Source organism: Mesorhizobium sp. WSM1497, assembly GCF_001672455.2.
Lineage (GTDB): Bacteria > Pseudomonadota > Alphaproteobacteria > Rhizobiales > Rhizobiaceae > Mesorhizobium > Mesorhizobium ciceri.
Window position 1 is genome coordinate 708,420 of sequence record NZ_CP021070.1, and the last position, 26,488, is coordinate 734,907.

Genomic DNA, 26,488 nt, shown 5'->3' on the forward strand with positions numbered 1-26,488 from the left:
TTCAGGCAGCAAAAAAGAGCCTCCCACGCTTGCGATCGAAACAGGCCTTCCCTCGGCCGAATCCGCCTGCCGGGGCCCGTTCCTGCCATCCCGTATCGTTGCGCCAAGGCCGATGCAAGACTTGACTTCGCGGATGCCGCATGTAATTAACGCGTTAACTACAACAAAGCAATAACCCAGGGAAACGAAGCGCCGTGCCTCACTTCTCCATCGAGTATTCGGCCAATCTCGATGCCAAGGTCGATATGGACGAATTGTGCGCGCTGGTGTTGCGCACAGTGCTGGACACCGGGCTGTTCGAGACCGGCGCCGTGCGGGTGCGGGCCTTTCGCGCCGAGGCCTACGCGATGGCCGACAGCCTGCCGGAAAACGCTTTTCTCGACATGTCGTTTCGCATCGGCACCGGCCGCAGCCCGGACGAGAAGAAGCGGACCGGCGAGGCTGTCTTCGCGGCGGTGAGCGAATACCTTGCCACCCTGTTCGAGACCCCGCATTTCGCCCTGTCGCTCGAAATCCGGGAAATCGACCCGGTGCTCAGCTGGAAGAAAAACGCAATCCACCCGCGGCTGCGCGGCAAGTGACGGAACCCGACATGTCCGACCTGCAAGGCAATCTGAAAAAGGCCGAGGCCTATCTGGCCCGCTTCAAGCGCGATGGCGTTTTGAACCAGATCGGCGGCGAGGCGGTGCCGGCCCTCGATGGCGCGACGTTCGAAACGCTGTCGCCGGTCGACCTCAAGCCGCTGGCAAGCGTCGCGCGCGGCGGGGCCGCCGACATCGACCGCGCCGCCAAGGCGGCGAAGGCGGCGTTCCCAGCCTGGGCGGCCATGCCTGGCGAGGCACGCAAGAAGCTGCTGCACAAAATCGCCGACGCAATCGAAGCGCGCGCCGAGGAGATCGCTTTTGTCGAATGCATGGATACCGGCCAGGCGCTGAAGTTCATGGCCAAGGCAGCGCTGCGCGGTGCCGAGAATTTCCGTTTCTTCGCCGACCGCGCGCCCGAAGCGCGCGACGGCGAGACACTGCGTACGACAGGCCAGGTCAATATCACGACGCGGGTGCCGATCGGCCCGGTCGGCATCATCACGCCGTGGAACACACCGTTCATGCTGTCGACGTGGAAGATTGCGCCAGCGCTGGCGGCCGGCTGCACCGTGGTTCATAAGCCGGCTGAATTCTCGCCGCTGACCGCCCGCCTGCTGGTCGAGATCGCCGAGGAGGCTGGCCTGCCGAAAGGCGTATGGAACCTGGTCAACGGCCTTGGTGAAGACGCCGGCAAGGCGCTGACCGAGCATCCCGACATCAAGGCGATCGGTTTTGTCGGCGAAAGCCGCACCGGTTCGATGATCATGAAGCAAGGCGCCGGCACGCTGAAGCGCGTGCATTTCGAGCTTGGCGGCAAGAACCCGGTGATCGTCTTTGCCGACGCCGATCTCGGGCGCGCCGCCGACGCCGCCGTGTTCATGATCTATTCGCTGAATGGCGAGCGCTGCACCTCGTCGTCGCGGCTTCTGGTCGAAGCCTCGATCTATGAAAGCTTCACCGCCAAAGTCGCGGAGAGGGCGAAGCGCATCGTCGTCGGCCACCCGCTCGATCCGAAAACGGTGGTCGGGCCGCTGATCCATCCGGTGCATGAAAAGAAGGTGCTGTCCTATATCGACATCGGCAGGTCGGAGGGGGCGACGCTGGCCGTCGGCGGCGGCAAGGTCGATGGACCGGGAGGCGGCTGTTATGTCGGCCCGACCCTGTTCACCAACGTGACCAACGGCATGCGCATCGCGCAGGAGGAGATTTTCGGGCCGGTGCTGAGCGCCATTGCGTTCAACGACGAGACGGAAGCGCTGGCGCTGGCCAACGACACGCAATACGGCCTGACCGGCTATCTCTGGACCTCTGACGTCACCCGCGCCTTCCGTTTCACCGATGCGCTGGAGGCCGGCATGATCTGGGTTAACTCCGAGAACGTGCGGCATTTGCCGACCCCCTTCGGCGGCGTCAAGAATTCCGGCATCGGCCGCGACGGCGGCGACCATTCCTTCGACTTCTACATGGAGACGAAGAACGTCGCCTTCGCGACGACGGCGCACGCGATCCAGAAACTCGGCGGCTGACCGGAGGAAATCGGATGCCCTTGCCCAAACCCAATCTCTACCCCGCCTTCAACATCGTGCGCCTCAGCCATGTCGAGTTGGCTGTCACCGACCTCGCCAAATCCCGCGCCTTCTATGTCGACACGCTCGGCCTGCAGGTTACCGACGAGACATCAGGCGCCATCTACCTGCGCGCCATGGAGGAACGTGGCCATCACTGCATCGTGCTGCGCAAGGCGACGACGCCGGAAGCGCGCGATCTCGGCTTCAAGGTCTTTTCGGACGAGGACCTCGACAAGGCCGAGTATTTCTTCAAGGGCAAGGGCCTGCCGGTGGAATGGGTCGAGCGGCCCTACCAGTCGCGCACTTTTCGGACGCGCGACCCGCACGGGATTCCGCTCGAATTCTATGCCCAGATGGAAAGGCTGCCGCCGATCCACCAGAAGTATGCGCTCTACAAGGGCGTGAAACCGCTGCGCATCGACCACTTCAACTGCTTCTCGCCCAATGTCGACGAATCCGTCGCCTTCTACAACGAGCTCGGCTTCCGCGTCACCGAGTATACCGAGGATGCCAGCAGCGGAAGACTGTGGGCGGCCTGGACGCACCGCAAGGGCGGCGTGCACGACATCGCCTTCACCAACGGCACCGGACCGCGCCTGCACCACGTCGCCTTCTGGGTGCCGACGCCGCTCAACATCATCGACCTGCTCGACCTGATGGCAACGACGGGCTATTTGCCGAACATCGAGCGCGGTCCCGGCCGGCACGGCATCTCCAATGCCTTCTTCCTGTATGTCCGTGATCCGGACAACCACCGCATCGAGATCTACTGTTCGGATTACCAGACAGTCGACCCGGACCTCGAGCCGATCAAATGGGACCTCAAGGACCCGCAGCGCCAGACGCTGTGGGGTGCGCCGGCGCCGAAAAGCTGGTTCGAGGAAGGCAGCACCTTCGCCGGCGCCAAGGCGCGCCAGCCGGATTTGACGGCCTCGCCGATCATTGCGCCGTGACGATGGACCTTACGAGGAGACCCTGATGATTGCACATGGGCGGCTCGCCACCTTCACCGTCGGCGGCAAGGCGCGCTATGGCGCGATCACGAGCAAGGGCGCCGTCGACCTGTCGGCGCGCCACGGCCAGTGGCCGACACTGCGCGAAGTGATCGAGGCCGGGGCCTTGCGGCGGCTGGCGGAAGAGGCGGAGGCCTTCCCGACCGATTTCCCGCTCGACGCCATCGCCTATGAAATCCCGATCCCGTCGCCGGAAAAGATCATCTGCGTCGGCGTCAACTATCCGGACCGCAACGAGGAGTACAAGGACGGCCAGGCAGCACCCTCCAATCCTTCGCTGTTCGTCCGCTTTCCCCGTTCGTTTGTCGGCCACGACGCGCCGCTGGTGCGGCCGCCGGAATCACCGCAGCTCGACTACGAGGGCGAAGTCGTCATCGTCATCGGCAAGGGCGGCCGGCGCATTGCCGAAGCCGACGCGCTCGGCCATATCGCGGCACTGTCGCTGTGCAATGAAGGCACCATCCGCGACTGGGTGCGGCATGCCAAGTTCAACGTCACGCAAGGCAAGAATTTCGACCGCACCGGCTCGATCGGCCCTTGGCTGGTGCCGTTCACCCACGAGGCGCAGATCGCCGACATCGCGCTGACCACCCGCGTCAATGGCGAAATCCGCCAGCAGGACCGCACCAGCCGGATGATCTTCTCGTTTCGCAAGATTATCGCCTATGTCTCGACCTTCACCACGCTGGTGCCGGGCGACATCATCGTCACCGGCACGCCGACGGGCGCCGGCGCCCGCTTCGAGCCGCCGATCTGGCTGAAGCCGGACGATGTGATCGAGGTGGAGGCCGATGGCATTGGCATGCTTCAAAACGGCGTCGTCGACGAGGAAGCAGCATGACCCCGGAGCAAGTGGAAGACGCCGCGGCACGGCTGTTCGAGGCCGAGCGCTCACGCCGCCAGATCCGGCTGCTCAGCCTCGATTTTCCCGAGGCGACGATGGAGGATGCCTATCGCGTGCAGGCAGCGCTGGTGACGCGCAAGATCGATGCCGGGCTGAAGCCGAAGGGCTGGAAGATCGGCCTCACCTCCAAGGCGATGCAATATGCGCTCGCCATCGACACGCCGGATTCGGGCGTGCTGTTCGACGACATGTTCTTCAATGACGGCGCGACGGTTCCGGCCGGCCGCTTTATCCAGCCGCGCGTCGAGGCCGAGATCGCCTTCATCATGAAGGCGCCGCTGAAAGGCCCCGGCGTGACGATCTTCGACGTGTTCAACGCCACCGACTACATCACACCGGCGCTGGAAATCCTCGATACGCGCATCGAGCGCGTCAATGCCGAGACCAAGAAGGTACGCACCTTCTTCGACACGATTTCGGACAATGCCGCCAATGCCGGCATCGTCATCGGCGGCCGGCCGCAGCGGCCTGATGAAGCCGACATGCGCTGGATCGGCGCCATCGTCTCGCGCAATGCCGAGGTCGAGGAGACCGGGCTTGGCGCCGGCGTGCTCAACCATCCGGCGATGGGTGTCGCCTGGCTGGCCGACAGGCTTGCCCGCTACGGCATGTCGATCGCGGCTGGCGAGGTCGTTCTCTCCGGGTCGTTCGTGCGTCCGGTCGAGGCACGGCCCGGCGACACGATCGTCGCCGATTTCGGCAGTTCGGGCACGGTCAGCATCCATTTCGCGAAGGGCTGACGGTTCCGCCAGTTCTTATCAATCGGCCCTATTCGCCATGCAGATAGGCAATCACCACATCGGCTGCGATGGCCGACATGCGCAGGCCGACCTCCCTGGTGATGTCGCCTTCGACGCGGCTCTGCACCCAGCCGAGGAAGGCGAAGGCCCGCAAGGCCGAGAACAGCGGCAGCGCGGCGATGTCGCGCGCCGTCAGCGCCCGCTCCTGCCGATAGCCGTCGAGCAAAGCGGCCTCGATCAGCGGGTAGATCGCCTCATCGCGGTTCTGGTAAAGCGCGACGGCAAGGTCGTACATGTGCCAGCCATGGCCGCAATCGTCGAAGTCGATGATGCGGATCGCACCATCATGGACGAGCACATTCTCGCGCACCAGGTCGGCGTGGATGATGCCGAAATTGCGGGCACTGCGTTCATACGTCAATAGCGCGCGCACGGCCTTTTCGCGCGCCCGCAAAACCAGTTCGCGGCGAGGACCGTCGAGGAAGGGCGAGGTCTCGAAACGCCCCCAATTCGGGTTCGCGCCGAAGAAGCCGTCGAAATCCCAGGCATGGCGGGCAAAGCCGGACGGAGGCGTCCAGGCTGCTGTGACATTGTGCATGTGGGCGATGGTTCGCCCGATCTCGGTAAAGATCTGTCTTGCCTGCTCGGGCGTAAAATCCAGCGGCACGCCTCGCGCGCCGACGGCGCGGCCTTCCAGCCAGCTCAGGCAATCGACTTGCCGGGGTTGCATTGAGGCGTTCGCGCTGACAAGCACGAACAGTTCGCCAGCCGGCGTGGCGACCGCAGATGGCGTGGCGATGCCGGCCGATTGCAGAAAACCCATCCATTGCAGTTCCGAGCGCAGGGCGGCGTCCGTGTGATAGCCAAGCCGGTGGATGCGCATGGCGGCCGGCTGGCCATCGGGTAGACGGATCCGGAAGACCGCGTTCTCGCGGAATTTCAGCAGCTCCGGCTCACCCTCATCAATGCCCCAATGGGCGAGCGCGCGCCTGGCCAGCGCCGTGACATCGGCTGCCGTCTCGGGTTCGGATTGCGCGGAGACTGCGCTCACGCCTTCACTCCGCGGACTTCGCCAAGCACTTCGTCGAGGACGCCGATCAGGAAGTCGGCATTGTCGCGGGAGAACGGCATTGGCGGGCGGATCTTCAACACATTGCCGTGGATGCCGGTCTTGCCCATCAGCACGCCGCGCTGGCGCATCCGGTTGGCGACCTGCTCGGCAATGTCGGGCGCCGGTTCGCGCGTCTTGCGGTCGTGAACCAGTTCGGCGCCGAAGAACAGGCCAGCGCCCCTGACCTCGCCGATACATTCATGGCGATCGGCGAGCGGGCGCAGCAGGTTGAGTGCATAGGCGCCGACGTCACGCGCGTTGGCAACGAGATCTTCCTGCTCGATGACGTCGAGAACGGCATTGGCCACCGCGCAGGAAACCGGATTGCCGCCGAAGGTGTTGAAATAACGGAAGGCGTTGCGGAAGGTCGCCAATATCTCCCTTGATGTGACCACGGCGGCGATTGGATGGCCGTTGCCCATCGGCTTGCCCATGGTGACGATGTCGGGAACGAAGCCTGCGCGCTGGTGGCCCCAGAAATGACTGCCGGTGCGGCCGAAACCAGGCTGCACCTCGTCGGCGATGACCAGTCCGCCGGCGTCACGCACCGCGCGCATCGCGTCGTCGAAAAAGCCGGATGGGAGCGTCGGAAAGCCTTCATTGGCGAGCAGCGGACAAAGGATGATGCCGGACAGGCCGATACCGTCCTTTGCCAGCGCGGCGATGGCTTCGCGCACCGCGTCGCCAAAGGCTTTGCCGTTGGCCATCGCATCCGGATGGCGATAGCTGTCAGGCGCCGGCACCAGCCTGACATTGCGGGCGCGGCCGCCGACCGGCGGCATGCGGGTGCTGAGCTGCGAAACCGCCGCGGTGTTGCCATGATAGGTGGCGTCGGTGGCGATGATACCCATGCGGCCGGTGGCGGCCTGCGCCATGCGCAGCGCGATGTCGTTGGCCTCGCTGCCGGTGCAGGTCAGGATGGCGGTCGACAGGCTGGCATCGAAGGTCGCGGTCAGCCGCTCGACATAGTCGAGGATGGCGGTGTGCAGATAGCGCGTGTGGGTGTTGAGCAGGCTTGCCTGCCGGCACAGGGCCTCGACCACATAGGGGTGGCAGTGGCCGACATGGGCGACATTGTTGTACGCGTCGAGATATTTGCGGCCGTCGGCATCGTAGAGCCAGACGCCTTCGCCGCGCACCAGGTGCACGGGCTCGTCATAGAACAATTGCGATTTCGCACCGAGCAGGCGCGAGCGCCGGCTAACCAGCGCTTCTTGCGGTTGAGTCATTGCGTCTCGAAACTCCGTTCTCTCCAATAAACCGTCAGACCTTCGACAGGCCTGCATCCAATGCTTCGCCGATCCTCGCGACATCCGCGGCGCTGACGATAAGCGGCGGCGACAGGATGATGGCGTTACCGGAGACGCGCAGCATGACGCCGGCCTCGTAGGCCGCCTCCGAAACCAATGCCATAGTCTTCTTGTCGGCGGGCTTTTTCGTCGCGCGGTCCGAGACCAGCTCCAGTGCCGCCATCAGGCCCTTGTACCGGACATCGCCGACGATCGCATGCTTCGCCTTCAGCCCCTCCAGCACGGCTGCGAGTTCGACGCCGCGCGCGGCGGCGTTTTCGTTCAGGCGAAGCCGTTTGGTCTCGGCAAGCGCCGCCAGACCCGCGGCGCAGCCGACAGGATGGCCGGAATAGGTATAGCCGTGGCCGATGGCGCCGAAGCTGGTCTTGTCGGCCTCGAAGACATCGGCGACCTTGGCGCCGATCAAAGTGGCGCCGAGCGGGAAATAACCCGAAGTGATCGCCTTGGCGATGGTCATGAAATCGGGCTTCACGCCGGACAGACGCGAACCCGACCATGCGCCGGTGCGGCCGAAGCCGGTGACAACTTCATCGGCGATCAAAAGGATCTCGTGGCGGTCGCAGATCTCGCGCACCAGCGGCATGAAGCTCTCATGCGGAACAATAACGCCGCCGGCGCCGAGAACCGGCTCCATGATGAACGCGGCGATGGTGTCGCCACCCTGGAAGGCGATTTCGTCCTCCAGCGCCTTGGCGCAGAGTTTTGCCAGCCGCACTGGGTCGGTCTCGTCGAACGGGTTGCGGAAGGTCCAGGGCGCGGGAATGTGGAAGACGCCCGGCAGCAGCGGCTCGTAGTTGCGGCGGAAATTGGCATTGCCGTTGACCGACGCGCCGCCGAAATGCGTGCCGTGATAGCCTTTCTTCAAGGCGATGAATTTGGTGCGGTCGGCCTGGCCACGGATCTTCCAGTACTGCCGCGCCAGCCGAAGTGCCGTTTCGACCGAATCCGAGCCGCCCGAAGTGAAAAACGTCCGCACCATGCCTTCTGGCTCGAACCATTCGCAGAGTTCGTAGGCGAGCTCGATCGACGGGCCGGTCGAGGTGCCGCGAAAGCCGGAATAATAGGGCAGCGCGCCAAGCTGGTCGGCGATCGCTTTCTTGATCGGGTCGCAGCTGTAGCCGAGATTGACGTTCCACAGGCCGCCGACGGCGTCGAGCACGGTGTTGCCGGCGATGTCGGTGACCATCACACCCTCGCCTTTCATGATCACCTTTGGCGGGTTGGCCCGCATCTCGGCCGGATGCGCCATCGGATGCCAGATCGGCTTGGCGTTGGTTTCGGTGAGAAAATTGATGTCGCGCATAATGGACTCCGCAAAAATCTCAGGCAACTGGGACGAGGTCGAAATGGCCGAGGGCCTCGGCATAGGAATGAGCCGGGCGAGCGACGTCGAAATGCACCGTGCGCATGCCGGCAGCACAGCCGCCATCGACATTGCGCCGCTGGTCGTCGACGAAGACGCAAGCGCCGGCCGGCACGCCGAGCGCCTCGCTGACGAAGGCATAGGCACGCGGGTCGGGCTTGAGGATGCCGGTGTAAGTGGCGTCGATGATCACATCGAAGAGGCCGAGCAACGGCAGCCGCTGGCGGAAGTCGGCGCCGTAGAACAGGTCGAGTTCATTGGACAGGATGGCCAGTCGAAAACCGGCGGCATGCACCGTGCGAATGGTGCTGTCAGCCTCCGGCCGCACCACCTTTTCCGGCTCGGCCCCTCGCGCGCGCCGGACGAAGGTCTCCATAGCCTGCCAGTCCTCGCCCACCAGACGGCCGACCTCGCTTGTGCGTGTGCGCCAATAGTCACGCTCGCTGATCTCGTCGGCCTGCATGGCGCGCCACAGCGGATCGCTGCCCGGATCGAACGGCCCGCGCCATTGCAGCGTCCCCGGCGCGAGGCCGAGCGCCTGTTCGGTCAAGGCGTGGGTCTCGAACAGCGTGCGGGTGACGACGCCGCCGAAATCGAGGACAAGCGCCTGGGCGGGAACAGCACTCACGCCGCCACTCCCTCGGCCGGCTTGCCGCGCGGGACGATGCCTTCCTCGACCCAGCGGTCGAAGATCTCGAGCGCCTTGCCGACGAAGTCGTCGCTGTTGATGTGAGCGTCGATCTCGTGGAACTCGACGCCGGCGGGAATGACCTTGCGAATTTCGTCAGTGAAGGCGGCCAGGGCTTCCGGCTCATAGAGCGGCTCGCCCTCCACGTCCCATTCCTGGATGCCTTGGGAGGGCAGGATGAAGGCGGAGCGGCCTCTGGCGGCACCGAGCTTGGCGGCGATGGTCCTGGCGACCTGGCGGCGATCGTCGGCATCGACGGTGATCGAAGCGATCAGCCTGTTATGGGCGTGAAACGGCCGCTTCGAGAATTTAGCCGGCAAATCCTGCCAGGTCGGCAGGTCGACCATGTCGACCGCGCCGGGTGCTGCGATCTGCGGAATGCCGCGGGCACCGGCATTCTCCAGCCGGTCGGCGCCGGAACTGACGACTGAGCCCGCGAGATGATTGGTGATTTCCTGCAGGCTGAAGTCGAACACCGCGCAAAAATGGTCTTGACCGGCAATCGATTCGAAGGCGCGGCCGCCCATTCCGGTGGTGTGGAAGACGGCAACGTCATAGCCGCGCTGTTCCAGCGCCGGCTTCAGCGTCTTCATGTAGCGCAGGCAGCTGCTGCCGAGCGAGGTCATGCCGATGGTCGGGCCTGTTGCCCGCGCCGACACGCGCGACGCCAGCACGATTTTCGCCGCGCCGACGACCGCACCACAGGCCTGTGACAGGACCAGCCTGCAGATCGAGTTGAGGCCGTACAGCCCGCCCGCCCAGAGGATCATCATCAGGTCGGGCGCGACGCGCTCGGGTGGGATGAGGTGCGAATAGGCGATGGTCGAGACGACGAATTTCGGCACGCCGAGCGGCAGGCAAAGCGCCACGTCGAGCGCCAGATCTGTCCCCATCGAACCGCCGATGGCGATGAAGGCGTCGATCTCGCCGTTTTGATGGAGCTTGCGCACCAGTTGCACGGCGCCGCCGGCCATCAGCGTCATGGCGGTGTTCTCGTCACCGCTCGAAACGATCTCGGCGATCGTCACATCCACCGCCCGCGCCACGGCGTGCTTATCCTGGTCCGGGCTGTAGGGCGGGTCGCCGAGCACACTGACATCCATCATCACGGCGCTGCCGCCCGACTGCTCGATGCACTGTTTCATGAACAACAGCTCTTCGGCCTTTGTGTCGCCCGTGCCGATGACCAGGATGCGGGGTGCTGTCTCCGAGGGCATCAGGCCTGCCTCCTCAAGATTTGCAGGTTTTCACCGTTGAGGCGCATGGAAATCTCCCGTGCCGCCGCCCTCACGGCAAGTCCCCGCTCCGTGATCGCGGCCGCCGTCGTTCTGGCCTTTGGCGCCGCCACCGCGATGGTGCCGAGCGCAAAGCCATCCGCCCCGCGGATTGCCGCCGCGACGCTGATCACACCTTCCTCATAGCCCTGGTCGCAGATCGAATAGCCGCGATCGCGCGCCTCGCCCATGGATCTTGAGATGGCGGCCGGCTCGATCAGCGTATGGGCCGTGAAGGCGTCGAGCGAACCCGCCAGGCACGCTTTGACGGTCTCGTCGCGGGCGAAGGCCAGATAGGCGATGCCCGACGCGGTCGAATGCAGGGGCAGCAACTGGCCGATGTCGATGTTGACCCGGTTTGCCCATGCTGGATGCTCGACATGGACGGTGACCAGCCTGTCGACGCCGAATTCCGACAAATGCACGGTCTCGGCCGTCGATGCGGCCAGGTCCCGCACCAGCGGAACGGCCGTCTGCAGGAAGGGAAAGCGCGCCTCGCGGATGCGCGCCAGCCGCGACAGGCCGGCGCCGAGGCGATAGTGCCGCGTACCCGCATCCTGCTCGACGAAACCACGGCCGGCCAGCGCTACCAGCAGCCGCCTTGTCGTCGCCTTGTCCAAGCCCGAGCGGCGCGCCAGATCGGACAGGCCGAGCTCGGGCTCGTCGACGTTGAACAGCTCCAGAAGCGAGATCGCTTTTCCGACCGTACTCAAATTTGCCTCCCGGTTCGGACAATCATTTAACGTGTGAATTAACTTGACAGGCATCAGCATTGTTTGCAAGTCTATATTCAAAATAACGGTTCAAATAATGAACCAACCACCAGAGTGCATGGGACAGGCCATTCGGCCGGCGAACTCAAGGGTTTGCAAACAGGAGGGATCAATGACAGCAGTCTCGGAACAGGCGCCGGCCAACAGGCTGCGCAAGAACAGTCTTGGCGTCGGCGCCATCACCTTCATGGTGATTTCTGCGGCCGCCCCACTCACGGCAGTCGCCGGCGGCACGCCGCTTGGCATGCTGATGGGCAATGGCGCCGGCTTTGCCGGCACCTATCTCATCGTGACCGTGCTGCTGCTTTTGTTCGCGGTCGGCTATGTCGCCATGTCACGCCATGTCGGCAATGCCGGCGCCTTCTATGCCTATGCCGCACGCGGCCTCGGCAGCATGGCCGGCGGCGCCACGGCGCTGATCGCCATCCTGTCCTACAACGCCATGCAGATCGGCGTCATGGGCCTGCTGGGCGCCGCAACCGCCGGCCTGTTCGCCGGCTGGGGCATCAACCTGCCCTGGTGGGTGTGGAGCTTCATCGCCATCGCGCTGGTCGCCGTGCTCGGCTATCGGCAGGTCGACCTCTCCGCCAAGATCCTGACGGTGCTGGTGCTGTGCGAATATCTTGTGGTGCTGATCCTCGATATCGCCATCCTCAAGACCGGCGGCGATAGCGGCCTGTCGGCGGCGCCATTCAGCTGGAGCCAGATCGTCAGCGGCTCGCCGGCCATCGCCATCCTGTTCTGCTTCGCCGCCTTCATCGGTTTCGAGGCGACGACGATCTATGCCGAGGAAGCCCGCGACCCAAAGGTCACCATTCCGCGCGCCACCTATTTTTCGGTCGTGCTGATCGGCGTCTTCTACATGCTCACGGCATGGCTGATGGCGGTCGGCGCCGGTGTCGACAAATTGCTGCCGACGCTGCAGGGATTGCAGGATCCGACGACCTTCCTGTTCGGCCTGTCCGACCGCTACGCCGGCACGATGCTTTCGCAGGCGATGAGCATCCTGTTCGTGTCGAGCCTGTTTGCCGGCGTGCTGGCGTTCCACAATGCGGTTGCGCGCTATATCTACGTCTCGGGCCGCGAGAAGCTGTTGCCGCAGACGATCGGCGTGACGCATCCGGTGCACCAGAGCCCGCACGTCGCTTCCGTCGTCCAGAGCGTGCTCGCCGCGGTCGTTGTCGGCCTGTTCGCCGTGCTCGGCCTCGATCCGGTGCTGGCGCTGTTTTCGTGGCTGACCAATGTCGCGACGCTCGGCGTCATCGTGATGATGGCGGTGGCATCGCTTGCCGTGGTGATGTTCTTCCGCGCCAACCCGGCGGCCCACGAGAATGCGCTGAAGACCACCATCCTGCCCGGGCTGACCTTCATCGCCTTCGTCATCATCATCTATTTGATCGTCATCAATTTCGGCAGCCTGTCGGGAGCCGGCGGTTTCCTTGGCGTGTTCCTGCCGGGGCTGGTGCTGATCGCCGCGATCGTCGGCCTGCTGCTGGCCAGCGCGCTGAAGAGCCGCGATCCGGTCGCGTTCAAAAACCTCGGCCAGCCGCTGAAAGATTGAGAAAAGCAAAGGGGCGGCATGCCACGCCGCCCCTTACACCACAAGGGGAGTGGCGGATTTGAGCTTTGCCGAAAATATCACCGTCGAGGCATTGGAAGCCGATCCCTACCCGATCTATGCAGAGCTCAGGCGCAGTGCGCCGGTCGCTTTCGTGCCGGCGGTCAATCTTTGGTTCGTCACCCGCTGGAAGGATGTCGAGAGCGTCGCCAAGTCGCCCGAGATCTTCTCCGCCGTCGTCGGCTCGTCACCAGTTGAGCGTTCCTTCGGCAAGCCGACCATCCTGACCACCGATGGCGAGACGCACAAGCAACTGCGCCAAGGCGTCGACCCGAAATACCGGCCGCGCACCGTCGCCGCCTATGCCGGCGACCTCGTGCGGTCGATTGCCGAACCTTTTCTGGACCGGATCGTCAACCAGGGCTCCGCCGAGCTGATGGCCGATTATTTCGAGCCGGTGTCGACGCTCAGCCTGGCGCGCTCGCTCGGCCTTGCCGGCATCGATATGCCGACGCTGCGCCGCTGGTTCTACGGCCTTGCCCAGGGCGCCATCAATTTCGAGAACGATCCGAAACGGCAGGAGATCGCCGACGCAACCAGTGCCGAGGTCGGCGACGCCATCCTGCCGACGCTGGAAAGACTTGCGCGCCAGCCAGATGACTCGGCGCTGTCGCATATGCTGCATGACGGCATGCCGGAGGGCACGACGCGGCCGATCGACTTTCTGATGCCCAGCATCAAGGTCATCCTGCTTGGCGGCATGCAGGAGCCCGGACATGGCGCCGGCTCGATCCTCGCCGGCCTGCTGGCCCATCCCGAGCAATTGCGGCAGGTGCTCGCCGATCCCGAGACTTTCGTGCCGAGGGCGGTCGACGAGGGCCTGCGCTGGGTGGCGCCGATCGGCACGCAGACGCGGCAGACGACGCGGGCAGTCGAGCTTGGCGGCGTGACGATCCCGGCCGGCGCTGCCGTCGCCGCCCTCGTCGCTTCGGCAAGCCGCGACGAGAGCCGCTTTGCCGATCCCGACCGCTTCGACATCAACCGCAACGAAGGCAACCATGCCGCCTTCGGCTTCGGCCATCATTTCTGTTCGGGCCGGTTCTTCGCACGCGAGCAGATGTGCCTTGCGGTGCGGCTGTTGCTCCAACGCTTCCCTGATCTCAGCCTTGTGCCGAGCAGGGAACCGGTGTTTCGCGGCTGGGAATTCCGCGCGCCAATCACATTGCATGTTTCCCTTGGAGTCCGTCACCAATGATCAGTCAGAATGCCATCGAAACGCTGCGCAAGACGGAGATCGGCGCGCAGGGCCTGTTCATCGATGGCGTGCAGGTCGAGGCAACAAGCGGCGCAAGCCTGCCGGTGACGTCGCCGATCGACGGCCGACCTTTCGCCAGCATCGCCGACGGCAACGCCGCCGATATCGACCGCGCCGTGAAGTCGGCGCGCAAGGCGTTCGAGAAGGGCTCGTGGTCGCGCGCCGCACCCGCCTTTCGCAAGAAGGTGCTGACGAAATTCGCCGAGCTGGTCGAGAAACACGCCGATGAGCTCGCCGTGCTCGGTGTGCGCGACAACGGCACCGAGATCGGCATGGCCTACAAGGCAGAACCGCTGTCGGCGGCAGGCACCATCCGCTACTATGCCGAGGCCATCGACAAGGTCTATGGCGAGATAGCACCGACGGCCGAGAATGTGCTCGGACTGATCCACAAGGAGCCGCTCGGCGTCGTCGGCGTCATCGTGCCGTGGAATTTCCCGCTGATGATCGGTGCCTGGAAGATCGCGCCTGCACTTGCCGCCGGCAATTGCGTGGTGGTCAAGCCGCCGGAGATCGCCTCGCTGACGCTGCTGCGGCTGGCCGAACTGGCAAGCGAGGCCGGCTTGCCCGCCGGTGTGCTCAACGTCGTCACCGGGCTTGGCGCGGTCACCGGCGAGGCGCTCGGTCTGCATATGGATGTCGACGCCATCGCCTTCACCGGTTCCGGCCCGGTCGGCAGGCGGCTGCTCGAATATTCCGCTCGCTCCAATCTGAAGCGCGTCTTCCTCGAACTCGGCGGCAAGTCGCCGAACATCGTCTTTGCCGACGCCCCGGACCTGAAACAGACAGCGGTCGTCTCGGCCAATGGCATCTTCCGCAATTCCGGCCAGGTCTGCGTCGCCGGCTCGCGGCTTCTCGTCCAGTCAGCGGTCTACGACCGCTTCATGGACGAACTGCTCTCGGCAACCATGCGGCTCAAAGTCGGCGATCCGCTTGATCTCACCAGCGATGTCGGCGCGGTATCGAGCGCCGAACAGCTGGACAAGAACCTCGGTTTCGTCGCCAGGGCCACGGAAGAAGGTGCCCGTCTCGTCACCGGCGGCCAGCGGATGCTGACCGAGACCGGTGGCAGCTACATGGCGCCAACGATCTTCGAGAATGTCATGCAGGACATGCAGTTGGCGCGCGAGGAGGTGTTCGGGCCGGTGCTCGGCGTCATGCGCTTCGAGACCGAGGAGGAGGCGGTTCGGCTCGCCAATTCGACCATCTACGGGCTTGCCTCCGCGGTGTGGACCGCCAATCTCTCCACCGCGCATCGCATGGTGCGCGCCATCAATGCCGGCGTCGTCCACGTCAACACCTATGGCGGCGCCGACATCACCGTGCCGCTCGGCGGCGTCAAGCAGTCCGGCTTCGGCCGCGACAAGTCGCTGCACGCGCTGGAGAAATATTTGGAACTGAAGACGGCCTGGATCGCGCTTTGACGGCACGCTGAGCTCTCTGAGAATCTGACGACCTCCAGACGCGCGCAAGATCGCGCCGCGATCCGCTGCGGCCGGTCAAGCGGCGGCTTTTGCTCACGCTCTTGAAAATTTTGAGAGGATATTCCCGGCTTTGGCGAGAATGGCGAAACGCGTTCTTTGATAAACTTGATAGAATTTCTGAGGATGCGACCAAGGCTAGGCAATCCGCCTCGCTGCCATGACTCACAACCGCAGAGATCAATCATGACTGACTTCAAGAACACTTTGCCATCTTCCCCTGGGTCAACCGTCAACCGGCGCAGTGGCCTTGCTCTGCTGTTCGCCTCGGTCGTCGCGATCGGCAGCCTGATTGCACCGCATGCGTCGTTTGCCGAGGACAAGAAGGCGATCAAGGTCGGCATCATCAGCGGCGAGGACGAGGACGTCTGGCGCGTCGTCGTCGCGCAAGCCGCCGAAAAGGGCCTTGCCATCGAGACGGTGGTATTCAACGACTACACCCAGCCCAACGAGGCGCTGGAGCGCGGCGAGATCGACGCCAACGCCTTCCAGCACCAGCCCTATCTCGACAACCAGATCAAGACGCAAGGCTACCACATCGTCCGTGTCGGCTATACCGGCGTCTGGCCGATCGGCCTCTACTCTAAGAAGTTCAGCAAGGTTGCCGACCTGCCCGAGGGCGCGGTCATTGGCGTGCCCAACGACCCATCCAATGAAGGCCGGGCGCTGCGCGTGCTGCAGAACGAGGGCGTGATCAAGCTCAGGGATGGCACCGGCATTCTGGCCACCACCGCCGACATCGCCGAGAACGCGAAGAAGGTGGTGATCAAGGAACTTGACGCCGGTATCGTCGGCCGCTCGGTCGAGGATCTCGATGCGGCCGTAGTCAACACCGACTGGGCGCTGAAAAGCGGCCTGTCGCCGGAAAACCGCATCGCGCAGGAGCCTATCGCCGACAATCCCTACCGCAACTTCATCGCGGTGAAGACCGGTAACGAGAACGAGGCCTGGGTGAAGACGCTGGTGGCTTCCTATCAGAACGAGGCGGTGAAGGCCGAGTTCGACAAGGTCTACAAGGGCACCGGCCTCAGCGCCTATTGATCCGGTCCTCGGCCGGAAGCCCGGTTCGAGAGCAACAGCGGTCCGCGCTCAGGCGCGGGCCGCGATTGCGTTTTCGGGAACAGGAATATTCATGAACCAGCATATCACGGCATCCGGGAAGACCGCCGATCCGACCCAGACCCGGCCCGACGCATCTCAGGATGTCGTGCGCCTTGTCGACCTGAAGCGCCATTTCGGTGTGACGGCGGCGCTCGACGGCATTTCGCTGACCGTGCGCAAGGGCGAGATCCTCGGTATCATCGGCCGCAGCGGCGCCGGCAAATCGACGCTGATCCGCTGCCTGAACGGGCTGGAACGGCCTGACTCCGGCGAGGTGTTCATCGAGGGCCGCGAGATCAGCCGGCTCGGCGAGCGCGACCTGCAGCCGCTGCGGCGGCGCATCGGCATGATCTTCCAGCATTTCAACCTGCTGTCGGCCAAGACCGTCGAGGACAATGTGGCGCTGCCGCTGAAGATCGAGGGCCGCCCGAAAGCCGAGCGACTGAAGCGCGCCGCCGAACTGCTCGATCTCGTCGGCCTGTCGGAGAAAGCCAAGGCCTATCCGGCGTCGCTGTCGGGCGGCCAGAAGCAACGGGTCGGCATCGCCAGGGCGCTTGCCGCGCGCCCGGCGCTGCTCCTGTCGGACGAAGCCACCTCGGCGCTCGATCCGGAGACGACGCGCTCCATCCTCGCACTGCTCAAGGACATCAACCGGCAGCTTGGCCTGACCATCCTTTTGATCACCCATGAGATGGAGGTGATCCGTTCCATCGCCGACCGCGTGGCGGTGATCGACGCCGGACGCATCGTCGAGCAAGGGCCGGTCTGGTCGGTGTTTGCCGACCCACAATCAGACATCACCAAAAGCCTGCTCGGCGCCATCCGGCCGCAGCTGCCAGCCGAACTGGCGGCCCGGCTGCTGCCGGCAGCCGGCCCGGAGACGATCCTGCGCGTGGATGTGGCCGGCGAAGCGGCAAGCAGGCCATTGCTGTCCGACCTTGCCACGGCTGTTCCAGGCGCCTTCCGCCTCGTCCATGGCGGCATCGACCATATCCAGCAGCAGCCGGTCGGCACGCTGTTCCTGTCGGTTCCCGGCAGCGATGCAAATCATCTTGCTGACATCATCACATTCCTGAAGGCCCGCCAGGCGCGGGTGGAGGTGCTTGGCCATGTCGCCAATCCTGTTTGAACTTCTGCTGCGTTCGATCTGGGAGACGGTGCTGATGACGGCCGCCTCCGGCCTCATCTCGCTGGTCTTCGGCCTGCCGCTCGGCCTGGCGCTGATTGCTACCGAACGCGGCGGCATTGCCGAAAGCCTTTGGGTGAACCGGGCGCTCGGCGCCATCATAAACGGCTTCCGCTCGGTACCCTTCATCATCCTTCTGGTGGCGCTGATCCCGGTGACGCGGCTGATCGTCGGCACCTCGATCGGCACATGGGCAGCCATCGTGCCGCTGTCGATCGCCGCCACGCCCTACTATGCGCGCATCGCCGAAGTGTCGCTGCGCGAAGTCGATCGCGGGCTGATCGAGGCGGCGCGCGCCATGGGCGGCAACCGCTGGACGATCATCCGCGAGGTGCTGGTGCCAGAAGCCCTGCCCGGCATCGTCGCCGGCTTCACGGTGACGCTGGTGACGCTGATCGGTGCGTCAGCCATGGCCGGCGCCATCGGTGCCGGCGGCCTCGGCGACCTCGCCATCCGCTACGGCTACCAGCGTTTTGAGACGTCGGTGATGATCGCAGTGGTCATCGTGCTGATCATCCTGGTCTGCGGCATCCAATGGGTGGGGGATCGGTTGGTGGCGAGGCTGGATAGACGGGGGTGATTGTTAGGCCGACGAACTAGGCGATGATGTCTTCTATCAGTGCTTGCAATGACGCTTCTGAACCGCTGAAACTGTCGATCATGGCTTGAATGACGCGATCCCGTTCAAGGATGTCGTCATTGAATGTCAGGCCCGCGTGCTCGGCGAGCATCGCAAGGAAGGTGAGCTGGGTTCGGCCGTTGCCTTCGCGAAACGGATGCACGGCGTTGATCTCCGCGACGATGTGCGCCAGATGCTTCGCAAAGCTGGTGCCGTCGAGATGAGCTAAGCGGTCGGGATTGCCGAGTTCGCGAAAGACCCGCGCCATCTCGGTGGCGATGTGTTCGGGATAGCAGAACCAATTGCCGGCCTTGCCGATGCGGATGGTGCGCGGCTGACCGGCCCAGCCACACATCCTGGAACAGGTGCCGGTGCAGGCCGAGATAGTGACGGTAGTCGAGTTCGCCTGCCGGCAATGGCTCGTCAGCGCGAGTCAGGAACAGCGCGAGCTCGACTTCATCAAGCTCAGCTTGGTCGCGGATGTCCAACAGGTTAATGAGCACCGTCGTGCCGGGGTAGCACAGCGGATCGAACTCAGCGGCGTAGACCAACGTCTATTTCTTCTTGCGGATTTCTTCCTTGATGAGCGAACGCCGCTCATCACCGGACAGTCCGTGTCGTACGCCTAGGGCGAGTAATTTCGCCATGCGAGGCGATAAGGTCATGCCTTCCACGGCGCTGATTTTCTCGCCGCGCTCGCTGGTCAGCACGAACTGGCCGGTCTTGGCTGAACGGCTGGCTCGTGAGCTAGGAGACTTCATTTCGAGACAATATCATAACCATTGAGGAGAGACCAAAATGATTTCCAGGGTAAGCCCAGTTAGCCGCGCAACCTCCCCCCCTCGGGATCGAAGAACGGTATCGGCGCCACGACCGCACGGCTCGGCCTGCCGTCGATGTCGATGCTGAGTTCGGTGCCAATCGCGGTGAAAGGCAGCCGCAGGTGCGCCGTGGCCAGCACCTTGCCCAGGGAATAGCCGTGATCGCTGTAGGTGACGGTGCCAGCGTCCTCGCCATCGGCCAGGACCCTGGCATCGGTGGCGGCCGGCGTGTCGCCGTCGAGGATCAGGCCGACCCATTGCTCTTCGAGGCCCTTGTCGCGAACCTTGAGCAACGCTTGCCGGCCGACGAAATCGCCCTTGTCGAACTTGATCCAGCGGTCGAGCCCGACATGGAACGGGGTGCGGCTCTCGTCCATGTCGATGCCGTGCGCCGGATAGGCCTTTTCCAGGCCCAGCGTGAACATTGCCAGCACGCCATAGGGTTTCAGGCCAAAGTCCCGGCCGGTCCGCATCAGCGCATCCCAGACCGAAGCGGCCTCGTCGGCCGGCACGAACAATTCGAAGCCGAGCTCGCCGGTGACCCCGGTGCGCGAGATCAGCACCCGCGTGCCGTTGATGTGGCCTGACGTGAACGACCAGCGCTTCAGTCCATCTAGATCGGCATCCGCAATCAACGCTTTCAGCAGTTCGCGCGAGCGCGGGCCCTGGATGGTCGGGAAGGCGATGGCTGCGGTTATGTCGGTGACATAGGCCTTGCGACCCTGCGCGTGATGCAACAGCCAGGGCAGCATCTTCAGGCGGTTGACCGAGCCGGTTACCAGCATGAAGTGCTCCGGACCCAACCGAAACACGGTGAGGTCGTCCATGATGCCGCCATCCTCGCGGCACACCGTGGAATAGCGGACCTGGCCCGGTTTCATGGCAGCGGCATTATTGACGATGACATGGTTGACCAGCGCCTCGGCGTCCGGCCCCTTGATGTCCATCTTGCCCATGGTGCTGAGATCCTGCACGCCGACATTTTTGCGGGTGTTCAGATGCTCGTCGGCAATGCCGGAATAGGTTTTAGCGGAGATGAAATCGCCCCCGACACGACCCATGGTCGCGCCCAGCCCGACGATGCTGCTGTAGAAAGGGGAACGCCGCTCAGCCAAGGAAGTCTCCATCATTCAAGAAAAACGGCAGCGCCAGCCGGCGCTGCCGGAAGGCATGTTGTCGTTCTCAGCTGCCGTAGACGTCGAAGGAAAAGTACTTGTCGTTGATTTCCTTGTACTTGCCATTGGCGCGCAGCGCGTCGATGGCCGCGTTGAGCTTGTCGGCCAGTTCCTTGTTGCCCTTTTGCAGGGCGATGCCGACGCCGGGGCCGTGTATGGCCGGATCGGCGGTCAGCGTGCCGAGCAGCTTGCAGCAGGCGCCGTCTGGCTTCTTCAACCACTCGGTCAAGATGATCGACCCGTCCATCATCGCGTCGAGGCGGCCATTGGCCATGTCGGTGCGGGCATCGTCGCCCGTCGGATAGGCCTTGACCGTCGAGCCTGCATATTTCTGGTCGGCGAATTTCTGGTGGATGGTCGCGGTCTGCACGCCGAGCGCCTTGCCCTTCAGATCGTCCGGCGAGGTGCCTGCGATGGTCGAATCCTTCGGCACGGCGATGGCCGGCGGCGTCTGGTAGTATTTGTGGGTGAACTCGACCTTCTCGGCCCGTTCGGGCGTGATGGTGATGTTGATGATGGCGTCGAACTTGCCGGCCTGCAACGCCGGTATGGAACCATCGAAATCCTGCACGCTGAACTCGCACTCAGCCTTCATCTCGGCGCACAGCGCCTTCCCCAGCTCGATGTCGAAGCCGCCCAGCGTGCCGTCGGCGCTGGCGTAGTTGAAGGGCGGATAAGCGCCTTCGGTGCCGATCCTGAGTTTTTTGTCCTGGGCGGAGGCGGCACCCGTGGCAAGGGTGAGGGCGACGGAAGCGGCAAGCACGAAACGACCGAAAAGACGCATGTTCGAGATCCCCGTTGAAAGCGGGAAGTCTACGGTCTTCCAGGCGCGCGGCGGAGACGGAAACGACATGCGCTACGGCGATCGCGGCGCGGCGAGCAGACCAGGCGAGCGATCGGTGATGTGTTAGCCGACGCGCTGCTTGTCGGTGGCCGTCCGGTCGATGGCCAACTCCCCGGCCGAGAGGACAACGCCAAACTTCTCGGTGGCTTCCTCTGATGTGTAGTACCCCAGCGCCACGTCGCGCAGCACAAGATCGGCATCGCGCTGCAGCGGATCTCCATAGCCGCCGCCGCCCGGCGTGCCGACGCGCACGCGGTCGCCGGCCTTGAGCGCAATGTCCTGTTCCTTGGACAAATGCGGCGGCACGTGTTCCTCGCCGTTGCGGAAGACGGTCACCGTGTTGACGGCGCCGTCCTTGCCGCCAAGCGCGCCCTGCGGGCCGAACCGGCCATGGTCCATGACGAAGGAAGCGCGGGCGTCGCCGCGCAGGATTTCCACCTCATAGGCGAGGCCGAAACCGCCGCGATGCTTGCCGGCGCCGCCGGAGCCTTCACGCAAGGCGTAGTGGCGGTAGAGCACCGGGAATGCCTGTTCCATGATCTCGACCGGCGGCGACTTGGAGATGCCGATGGTCGAGCAGCCATTGGTCAGGCCGTCATGGCCTGAATTGCCGCCATAACCGCCGCCGGAGATCTGATACATGACGTAGTCGCGGCCGCGTGCCGGGTCGTTGCCGCCGAGTGCGAAATTGCCGCTGGAACCGGCGGGTGCGGCGGTCACCTTGTCCGGCAATGCCTGCACCATCGCCGCGAACACCGCCTCGGCGATGCGCTGCGACACCTCGGCGGCGCAGCCCGAGACGGGCCGCGGATATTTGGCGTCGAGGAACGTGCCTTCCGGCCGTTTGACGATCAGGGGTTCAAACGCGCCGGCGCTGATCGGTACATCCGGGAAAATGTGGCGCATGGCGAGATAGACCGAGGATAGGGTCGTCGCCAGCACGCTGTTCATCGGCCCGGCGCAGGGCTTTGACGAACCGGTGAAATCGAAGGTCAGCGTGTCGCCCTGTTTTTCGACGGCGAGCGCGATGATCAGCGGCTCGTTGACCACCCCATCGGAATCGACAAAGGCCTTCGAATGGTAGGTGCCGTCGGGAATGGCTGAGATGTTGGCGCGCATCTGCTCGGCCGCGCGGCGGCGCAGTTCGGCGATCGCCTCTACAACCGTTTCATCCCCGTAACGATCCAGGATTCCATTGAGCCTGTCCCGACCGATCAGCAGTGCGGCAGCTTGGGCGCGGATGTCGCCGATGCGCTGGTCGGCGACACGGATGTTGGAGCAGATGATGGCGTAGATTTCCGGATCGAGCACGCCCTTCTTGAACAGTTTTACGGGCGGCAGTCGCAGGCCTTCCTGCTCCACGGCAGTCGCCGAGGCTGAAAATCCGCCCGGCACCGAGCCGCCAATGTCGGGCCAGTGGCCGGTGTTGGATAGCCAGCAGAAAATCTTGCCGTCCCGGTAGACCGGCATGGCGAAGCGCACATCCATCAGATGGGTGCCGCCGAGATAGGGGTCGTTGACGACGTAGATGTCGCCTGGTTCCGGCGCCAGGCAACGGCCGTCGGCGATCATCTCGATCACCATCCTGGTCGAATATTGCATGACGCCGACGAACACCGGCAGGCCCTGGCTGCCTTGCGCGATCAGCGAACCGTCGACAGCCGAATAGATGCCGTCGGAACGGTCATTGGCCTCGGCGATGACCGGCGAGAAAGCGGCGCGAGAGAACGTAAGGTCCATCTCGTCGCAGACCTGCTGCAGGGCCGCCTGGAGGACCGAAAGGGTGATGGCGTCGAGCTTTGCCATATCAGGCCTCGCCAATGTCGATGATGATGTTGCCGTCAGCGTCGCTGCGTGCGCGGTCGCCGGGTTCGAGCACGGTGGTGGCATCCATCTGTTCGAGGATCGCCGGGCCTTCGATGATAGCATCGAGCGGCAGCTTCTCGCGCGCATATACGGGCGTGTCGTGCCAACGGCCGGCATACCAGACCGGCCGGATTTCGCGCCGCGCCTCGTCGAGCGTTGCTGAGCGCCCCGCCGGATCGATCAGGCGCGACAGATCGATCGCCAGACGCACGCCGGTGACCGATGTATTGAGATTGACGAGATTGGCTCGGATTTCCGGCAGCTCGACCTTGAAGCGGGCGAAATAGGCCTTTTCGAAAAGCTGCTGCAGCGTTGCCCGGGTCACCGAGGAGGACGGCAGCGCCACGTTGATGATGTGGGTCTGGCCGACGAACTGCATGTCGGCGGAGTGGGTGACGCGGATCGTCTCCGGCTTTACCGCTTCCTTGCCGATCAGCTCCTCGCCTTCGTTTCGGTGCCGTTCCAATACTGCGTAAAGATGCGTTTCGTCGAGTACCGACACCGGCTGGTTGATGGTGTTGACGAAGTCGTGGCGCAGGTCGGCAACGACGCAGCCGAGCGCGTTGGTGATGCCTGGACGCGCCGGCACCAACACCTTGGGCAGGCCGAGTTCGCGCGCCAGGGCAGTCGCATGCAGCGGCCCGGCGCCGCCGAAGGCGAACAGCGCGAAATCACGGGGGTCATGACCGCGTGACACCGACACCATGCGGATGGCGCCGGCCATCTTCATGTTGCCGAGCCGCAGCACCGCGCCCGCCGCCTCGACGCCGGACAGGCCGGTCGGCTTGCCGATTTTCTCCTCGAAGATGCCGGTGACGCGCTCTGATGTGACCGGGTTTTCGACTGCCAGCAGCTTCTTCGGCGCCAGCCGGCCGAGCACCAGATTGGCGTCGGTCATGGTCGGATCGAGGCCGCCGCGCCCGTAGCAGATCGGGCCGGGATTGGCGCCGGCGCTTTCCGGGCCGATCTGGATCAGGCCGGCCGCGTCGACGCGGGCGATCGAGCCGCCGCCGGCGCCGACCGTGTGCACCGCCACCATCGGCACATGGATCGGCATGGCATATTCGATCTCGATCTCGTTCGAGACAGCCGGCTCGGCATTGCGGATCAGCGCCACGTCGGTCGAAGTGCCGCCCATGTCGTAGGTGACGAGGTTTTCGAAGCCGGCACGTTTTCCGGTGTAGGCGGCGGCGATGACGCCCGAGGCCGGACCGGACATGACAGTCTTGGCCGATTCACGTGTGACGAAGCGGGCAGAGATCATGCCGCCATTGCCGTTCATGATCAGGAAGTCGCGGGCATAGCCTTTTGCAGCCAGTTCCTTGCGCAGCCGCTCGACATAACGCTCGAGGATCGGCTGCACCGAGGCGTTGACCGAAGCCGTGACGCCGCGCTCGAACTCGCGCGCCTCCGACAGCAGCGCATGGCCTGCCGTGATGTAGCCGTTCGGCCAGAGCTCGGCGGCAATTTCGGTGGCGCGCCGCTCGTGCGCCGGATTGGCGTAGGAATGCAGGAAATGGATGACGAGGGATTCGCAACCGGCCGCGATCAGCGTCTTTACCGCCTCGCGCATTTCGGCCTCGTCGAGCGGTGTGCGTATCGCACCCGACGCTTCGACGCGCTCCGACACTTCGAGCCTGAGATTGCGCGGGATGATCGGCACGAAGCTGCCGGTCATGCCATAGGCCTGCGGCCGCGTGCGCCGGCCAAGCTCGATCACGTCGCGAAAACCGCGCGTGGTGATCATGCCGGTTTTCGCCAGCCGGCGTTCGAGCACCGCATTGGTGGTGGTGGTCGTGCCATGCACGATGAGGTCGATGCCGTCGATCGGAAATCCGGTGGCGCCGAGCGCCGAAACGACACCGAAGGCCTGGTTGTCGACCGTGGTCGGCGTCTTGGCCAGATACACCCTGCCGCCATCGCTTCCGTCGATCAGGAGCAGGTCGGTGAAGGTGCCGCCGACATCGATACCGGCAACGACATTTCCCTGGGGATCGCGCGCTTGCGCCGAAATATTCTCTTCCATCGTCGAAACCCGAAATGCGCGGACTACGGATATGCGTCAGTTTGGAAAGCTGTTTTAAGGGAGCATCTTGACGCAAATATCGTTTGTATACTAATAAATTCCGGACACAAGAGCTTGCCGCTTTGGAGTGTGCGAACAGCACGCCGGGACCTGAATGGTCCGGGCGCGCAGGTGAAGGTTTGGCGCCCGCGTCCGTGAGCTGGGCCAGAAGGTTGGATTTGATGAACACCACATCCGCTCTCAACACCGTCGGCGCCCGACCGCTGCAGTTCCCGATTCCGGCCAATGTCTATGCCGAAACCGTGGTCTCGGTGAAGCACTACACCGACCGGCTGTTCTCGTTCCGCATCACCCGTCCGCAGTCGCTGCGCTTCCGCTCCGGCGAGTTCGTCATGATCGGCCTGCCCAATGCAGAGAAGCCGGTGTACCGCGCCTATTCGGTGGCGAGCCCAGCCTGGGACGAAGAGCTGGAATTCTTCTCGATCAAGGTGCCGGACGGCCCGCTGACTTCGGAGCTGCAGAAGATCCAGGTCGGCGACACCGTCATCATGCGCCAGAAGTCGACCGGCACGCTGGTGGTCGACGCACTGACGCCGGCCAAGCGGCTGTTCATGATCTCGACCGGCACCGGCATCGCGCCCTTCGCCAGCCTGCTGCGCGACCCCGACACCTACGAAAAATTCGATCAGCTGATCCTGACCCATACCTGCCGCGACAATGCGGAACTCACCTACGGCCAGGAGCTGGTCGCAGCACTTGAAAGCGACCCGCTGATCGGTGAACTGACCACTGGGCGCGTCACGCTCTACAATTCGACGACCCGCGAGGAATCGGCACGCATGGGCCGCATCACCGCGCTGATCGGCTCCGGCAAGTTCTACAGCGATCTCGGCATCGACAAGCTCAACCCGGAAACCGATCGGATCATGATCTGCGGCTCGATGCATATGCTGAAGGACGTCAAGGAACTGGCCGAAAGCCTCGGCTTCGAGGAAGGCTCGCTGAGCCATCCGGCGACTTTTGTCGTCGAGCGCGCCTTCGTCGGCTGAGCCGCACCAACATCTCGAAGTCTACGTTTTTGACCGCACGGTCAAAAATTGCTGCTTTCGCCGCCTTTTTCGGTTATGACCGCCCGCAGGACTCGTGAAGTACGGCTTCACGGGCTATC

Annotated in this window: 24 protein-coding genes; 13 read left to right on the plus strand and 11 right to left on the minus strand. The window is 64.1% G+C overall.

Annotated elements, in window-relative coordinates; translation table 11 throughout:
- The first annotated feature begins 194 nt into the window (after positions 1-194).
- Genes A9K65_RS03410 through hpaH form a run of 5 tightly spaced genes read left to right on the plus strand, consistent with a single transcriptional unit; the run spans position 195 to position 4,809 of the window.
- Entirely contained in the window at positions 195-581 is a 387-nt protein-coding gene (locus tag A9K65_RS03410) for a 5-carboxymethyl-2-hydroxymuconate Delta-isomerase (RefSeq protein WP_013528543.1), read from the plus strand.
- Between the two features lie 11 nt (positions 582-592).
- Positions 593-2,110 carry a 5-carboxymethyl-2-hydroxymuconate semialdehyde dehydrogenase gene (hpaE, locus tag A9K65_RS03415; RefSeq protein WP_064993017.1) on the plus strand — a complete coding sequence of 506 codons (1,518 nt, stop codon included), beginning with the start codon at positions 593-595 and terminating at the stop codon, positions 2,108-2,110.
- A gap of 14 nt (positions 2,111-2,124) precedes the next feature.
- Positions 2,125-3,105 carry a 3,4-dihydroxyphenylacetate 2,3-dioxygenase gene (gene hpaD / locus A9K65_RS03420; protein WP_064992768.1) on the plus strand — a complete coding sequence of 327 codons (981 nt, stop codon included), beginning with the start codon at positions 2,125-2,127 and terminating at the stop codon, positions 3,103-3,105.
- A 28-nt stretch (positions 3,106-3,133) separates the two neighbouring features.
- Positions 3,134-4,006: a fumarylacetoacetate hydrolase family protein gene (locus A9K65_RS03425; protein WP_064993016.1), complete on the plus strand. Its 873-nt coding sequence runs from the start codon at positions 3,134-3,136 to the stop codon at positions 4,004-4,006.
- Positions 4,003-4,809: a 2-oxo-hept-4-ene-1,7-dioate hydratase gene (gene hpaH / locus A9K65_RS03430; RefSeq protein WP_064992767.1), complete on the plus strand. Its 807-nt coding sequence runs from the start codon at positions 4,003-4,005 to the stop codon at positions 4,807-4,809. The genes A9K65_RS03425 and hpaH overlap by 4 nt, the downstream gene beginning before the upstream one ends.
- A 28-nt stretch (positions 4,810-4,837) precedes the next feature.
- Here hpaH and A9K65_RS03435 read toward each other — a convergent pair whose 3' ends face one another.
- Genes A9K65_RS03435 through A9K65_RS03460 form a run of 6 tightly spaced genes read right to left on the minus strand, consistent with a single transcriptional unit; the run spans position 4,838 to position 11,268 of the window.
- Positions 4,838-5,860, minus strand: coding sequence for a phosphotransferase (locus A9K65_RS03435; RefSeq protein ID WP_064992766.1), 1,023 nt, complete (start codon positions 5,858-5,860; stop codon positions 4,838-4,840).
- The gene (locus A9K65_RS03440) at positions 5,857-7,149 is read right to left on the minus strand and encodes an aminotransferase class III-fold pyridoxal phosphate-dependent enzyme (RefSeq protein ID WP_064992765.1); all 1,293 of its coding nucleotides are present in this window, start codon (positions 7,147-7,149) and stop codon (positions 5,857-5,859) included. Before A9K65_RS03440 ends, A9K65_RS03435 begins: the two co-directional genes overlap by 4 nt.
- 34 nt (positions 7,150-7,183) lie before the next feature.
- The gene (locus A9K65_RS03445; protein WP_063170913.1) at positions 7,184-8,533 is read right to left on the minus strand and encodes an aminotransferase class III-fold pyridoxal phosphate-dependent enzyme; all 1,350 of its coding nucleotides are present in this window, start codon (positions 8,531-8,533) and stop codon (positions 7,184-7,186) included.
- A gap of 19 nt (positions 8,534-8,552) precedes the next feature.
- Positions 8,553-9,221, minus strand: coding sequence for an HAD-IA family hydrolase (locus A9K65_RS03450; RefSeq protein WP_064992764.1), 669 nt, complete (start codon positions 9,219-9,221; stop codon positions 8,553-8,555).
- Positions 9,218-10,498, minus strand: coding sequence for a Tm-1-like ATP-binding domain-containing protein (locus tag A9K65_RS03455; protein WP_064992763.1), 1,281 nt, complete (start codon positions 10,496-10,498; stop codon positions 9,218-9,220). Before A9K65_RS03455 ends, A9K65_RS03450 begins: the two co-directional genes overlap by 4 nt.
- The gene (locus tag A9K65_RS03460) at positions 10,498-11,268 is read right to left on the minus strand and encodes an IclR family transcriptional regulator (protein WP_064992762.1); all 771 of its coding nucleotides are present in this window, start codon (positions 11,266-11,268) and stop codon (positions 10,498-10,500) included. The genes A9K65_RS03455 and A9K65_RS03460 overlap by 1 nt, the downstream gene beginning before the upstream one ends.
- A gap of 172 nt (positions 11,269-11,440) precedes the next feature.
- On the opposite strand from A9K65_RS03460, the gene A9K65_RS03465 reads away from it, so the two are divergent.
- The 6 genes from A9K65_RS03465 (at position 11,441) to A9K65_RS03490 (ending at position 18,549) form a co-directional block, all read left to right on the plus strand.
- The gene (locus A9K65_RS03465; RefSeq protein WP_064992761.1) at positions 11,441-12,889 is read left to right on the plus strand and encodes an APC family permease; all 1,449 of its coding nucleotides are present in this window, start codon (positions 11,441-11,443) and stop codon (positions 12,887-12,889) included.
- Between the two features lie 49 nt (positions 12,890-12,938).
- A complete protein-coding gene (locus A9K65_RS03470; protein ID WP_064992760.1) occupies positions 12,939-14,141 on the plus strand; it encodes a cytochrome P450 in 1,203 nt (400 codons plus the stop codon).
- The gene (locus A9K65_RS03475) at positions 14,138-15,625 is read left to right on the plus strand and encodes an aldehyde dehydrogenase (protein ID WP_064992759.1); all 1,488 of its coding nucleotides are present in this window, start codon (positions 14,138-14,140) and stop codon (positions 15,623-15,625) included. The genes A9K65_RS03470 and A9K65_RS03475 overlap by 4 nt, the downstream gene beginning before the upstream one ends.
- A gap of 243 nt (positions 15,626-15,868) precedes the next feature.
- Positions 15,869-16,723 (plus strand): MetQ/NlpA family lipoprotein, encoded by an 855-nt coding sequence (locus A9K65_RS03480; RefSeq protein ID WP_013528557.1) that lies wholly within the window; start codon positions 15,869-15,871, stop codon positions 16,721-16,723.
- 91 nt (positions 16,724-16,814) lie between these two features.
- Complete coding sequence (locus A9K65_RS03485; RefSeq protein WP_013528558.1) at positions 16,815-17,912, plus strand: methionine ABC transporter ATP-binding protein; 1,098 nt, start codon at positions 16,815-16,817, stop codon at positions 17,910-17,912.
- Positions 17,893-18,549: a methionine ABC transporter permease gene (locus tag A9K65_RS03490; protein ID WP_027161152.1), complete on the plus strand. Its 657-nt coding sequence runs from the start codon at positions 17,893-17,895 to the stop codon at positions 18,547-18,549. Before A9K65_RS03485 ends, A9K65_RS03490 begins: the two co-directional genes overlap by 20 nt.
- A 16-nt stretch (positions 18,550-18,565) precedes the next feature.
- Here A9K65_RS03490 and A9K65_RS03495 read toward each other — a convergent pair whose 3' ends face one another.
- Positions 18,566-18,943: a Fic family protein gene (locus A9K65_RS03495; protein ID WP_348626661.1), complete on the minus strand. Its 378-nt coding sequence runs from the start codon at positions 18,941-18,943 to the stop codon at positions 18,566-18,568.
- Positions 18,944-18,959: 16 nt separating this feature from the next.
- Here A9K65_RS03495 and A9K65_RS35875 point away from each other — a divergent pair, with 16 nt between their 5' ends.
- Entirely contained in the window at positions 18,960-19,217 is a 258-nt protein-coding gene (locus A9K65_RS35875) for a hypothetical protein (protein WP_244514377.1), read from the plus strand.
- A 191-nt stretch (positions 19,218-19,408) separates the two neighbouring features.
- Here the strand turns inward: A9K65_RS35875 and A9K65_RS03500 are convergent, their stop codons facing one another.
- From A9K65_RS03500 to A9K65_RS03515, 4 genes are all read right to left on the minus strand, one after another.
- Complete coding sequence (locus A9K65_RS03500) at positions 19,409-20,539, minus strand: aminomethyltransferase family protein (protein WP_064992757.1); 1,131 nt, start codon at positions 20,537-20,539, stop codon at positions 19,409-19,411.
- A gap of 52 nt (positions 20,540-20,591) precedes the next feature.
- Positions 20,592-21,368: an ABC transporter substrate-binding protein gene (locus A9K65_RS03505; RefSeq protein ID WP_063170417.1), complete on the minus strand. Its 777-nt coding sequence runs from the start codon at positions 21,366-21,368 to the stop codon at positions 20,592-20,594.
- 123 nt (positions 21,369-21,491) lie between these two features.
- Complete coding sequence (locus A9K65_RS03510) at positions 21,492-23,234, minus strand: hydantoinase B/oxoprolinase family protein (RefSeq protein WP_064992756.1); 1,743 nt, start codon at positions 23,232-23,234, stop codon at positions 21,492-21,494.
- A 1-nt stretch (position 23,235) separates the two neighbouring features.
- Positions 23,236-25,320, minus strand: a complete 2,085-nt coding sequence (locus A9K65_RS03515; protein WP_064992755.1) for a hydantoinase/oxoprolinase family protein — start codon at positions 25,318-25,320, stop codon at positions 23,236-23,238.
- A gap of 221 nt (positions 25,321-25,541) precedes the next feature.
- Here A9K65_RS03515 and A9K65_RS03520 point away from each other — a divergent pair, with 221 nt between their 5' ends.
- Positions 25,542-26,369 (plus strand): ferredoxin--NADP reductase, encoded by an 828-nt coding sequence (locus A9K65_RS03520; protein WP_027040179.1) that lies wholly within the window; start codon positions 25,542-25,544, stop codon positions 26,367-26,369.
- Positions 26,370-26,488: the final 119 nt, after the last annotated feature.

Excerpts from the sequence above, each read along its gene's own strand:
- hpaE (WP_064993017.1), top strand. The coding sequence starts at position 593 with ATGTCCGACCTGCAAGGCAATCTGAAAAAGGCCGAGGCCTATCTGGCC.
- hpaD (WP_064992768.1), top strand. The coding sequence starts at position 2,125 with ATGCCCTTGCCCAAACCCAATCTCTACCCCGCCTTCAACATCGTGCGC.
- hpaH (WP_064992767.1), top strand. The coding sequence starts at position 4,003 with ATGACCCCGGAGCAAGTGGAAGACGCCGCGGCACGGCTGTTCGAGGCC.
- A9K65_RS03440 (WP_064992765.1), bottom strand. The coding sequence starts at position 7,149 with ATGACTCAACCGCAAGAAGCGCTGGTTAGCCGGCGCTCGCGCCTGCTC.
- A9K65_RS03445 (WP_063170913.1), bottom strand. The coding sequence starts at position 8,533 with ATGCGCGACATCAATTTTCTCACCGAAACCAACGCCAAGCCGATCTGG.
- A9K65_RS03455 (WP_064992763.1), bottom strand. The coding sequence starts at position 10,498 with ATGCCCTCGGAGACAGCACCCCGCATCCTGGTCATCGGCACGGGCGAC.
- A9K65_RS03465 (WP_064992761.1), top strand. The coding sequence starts at position 11,441 with ATGACAGCAGTCTCGGAACAGGCGCCGGCCAACAGGCTGCGCAAGAAC.
- A9K65_RS03475 (WP_064992759.1), top strand. The coding sequence starts at position 14,138 with ATGATCAGTCAGAATGCCATCGAAACGCTGCGCAAGACGGAGATCGGC.
- A9K65_RS03480 (WP_013528557.1), top strand. The coding sequence starts at position 15,869 with ATGACTGACTTCAAGAACACTTTGCCATCTTCCCCTGGGTCAACCGTC.
- A9K65_RS03485 (WP_013528558.1), top strand. The coding sequence starts at position 16,815 with ATGAACCAGCATATCACGGCATCCGGGAAGACCGCCGATCCGACCCAG.
- A9K65_RS03490 (WP_027161152.1), top strand. The coding sequence starts at position 17,893 with ATGTCGCCAATCCTGTTTGAACTTCTGCTGCGTTCGATCTGGGAGACG.
- A9K65_RS03495 (WP_348626661.1), bottom strand. The coding sequence starts at position 18,943 with ATGTGTGGCTGGGCCGGTCAGCCGCGCACCATCCGCATCGGCAAGGCC.
- A9K65_RS03500 (WP_064992757.1), bottom strand. The coding sequence starts at position 20,539 with ATGATGGAGACTTCCTTGGCTGAGCGGCGTTCCCCTTTCTACAGCAGC.
- A9K65_RS03505 (WP_063170417.1), bottom strand. The coding sequence starts at position 21,368 with ATGCGTCTTTTCGGTCGTTTCGTGCTTGCCGCTTCCGTCGCCCTCACC.
- A9K65_RS03510 (WP_064992756.1), bottom strand. The coding sequence starts at position 23,234 with ATGGCAAAGCTCGACGCCATCACCCTTTCGGTCCTCCAGGCGGCCCTG.
- A9K65_RS03515 (WP_064992755.1), bottom strand. The coding sequence starts at position 25,320 with ATGGAAGAGAATATTTCGGCGCAAGCGCGCGATCCCCAGGGAAATGTC.
- A9K65_RS03520 (WP_027040179.1), top strand. The coding sequence starts at position 25,542 with ATGAACACCACATCCGCTCTCAACACCGTCGGCGCCCGACCGCTGCAG.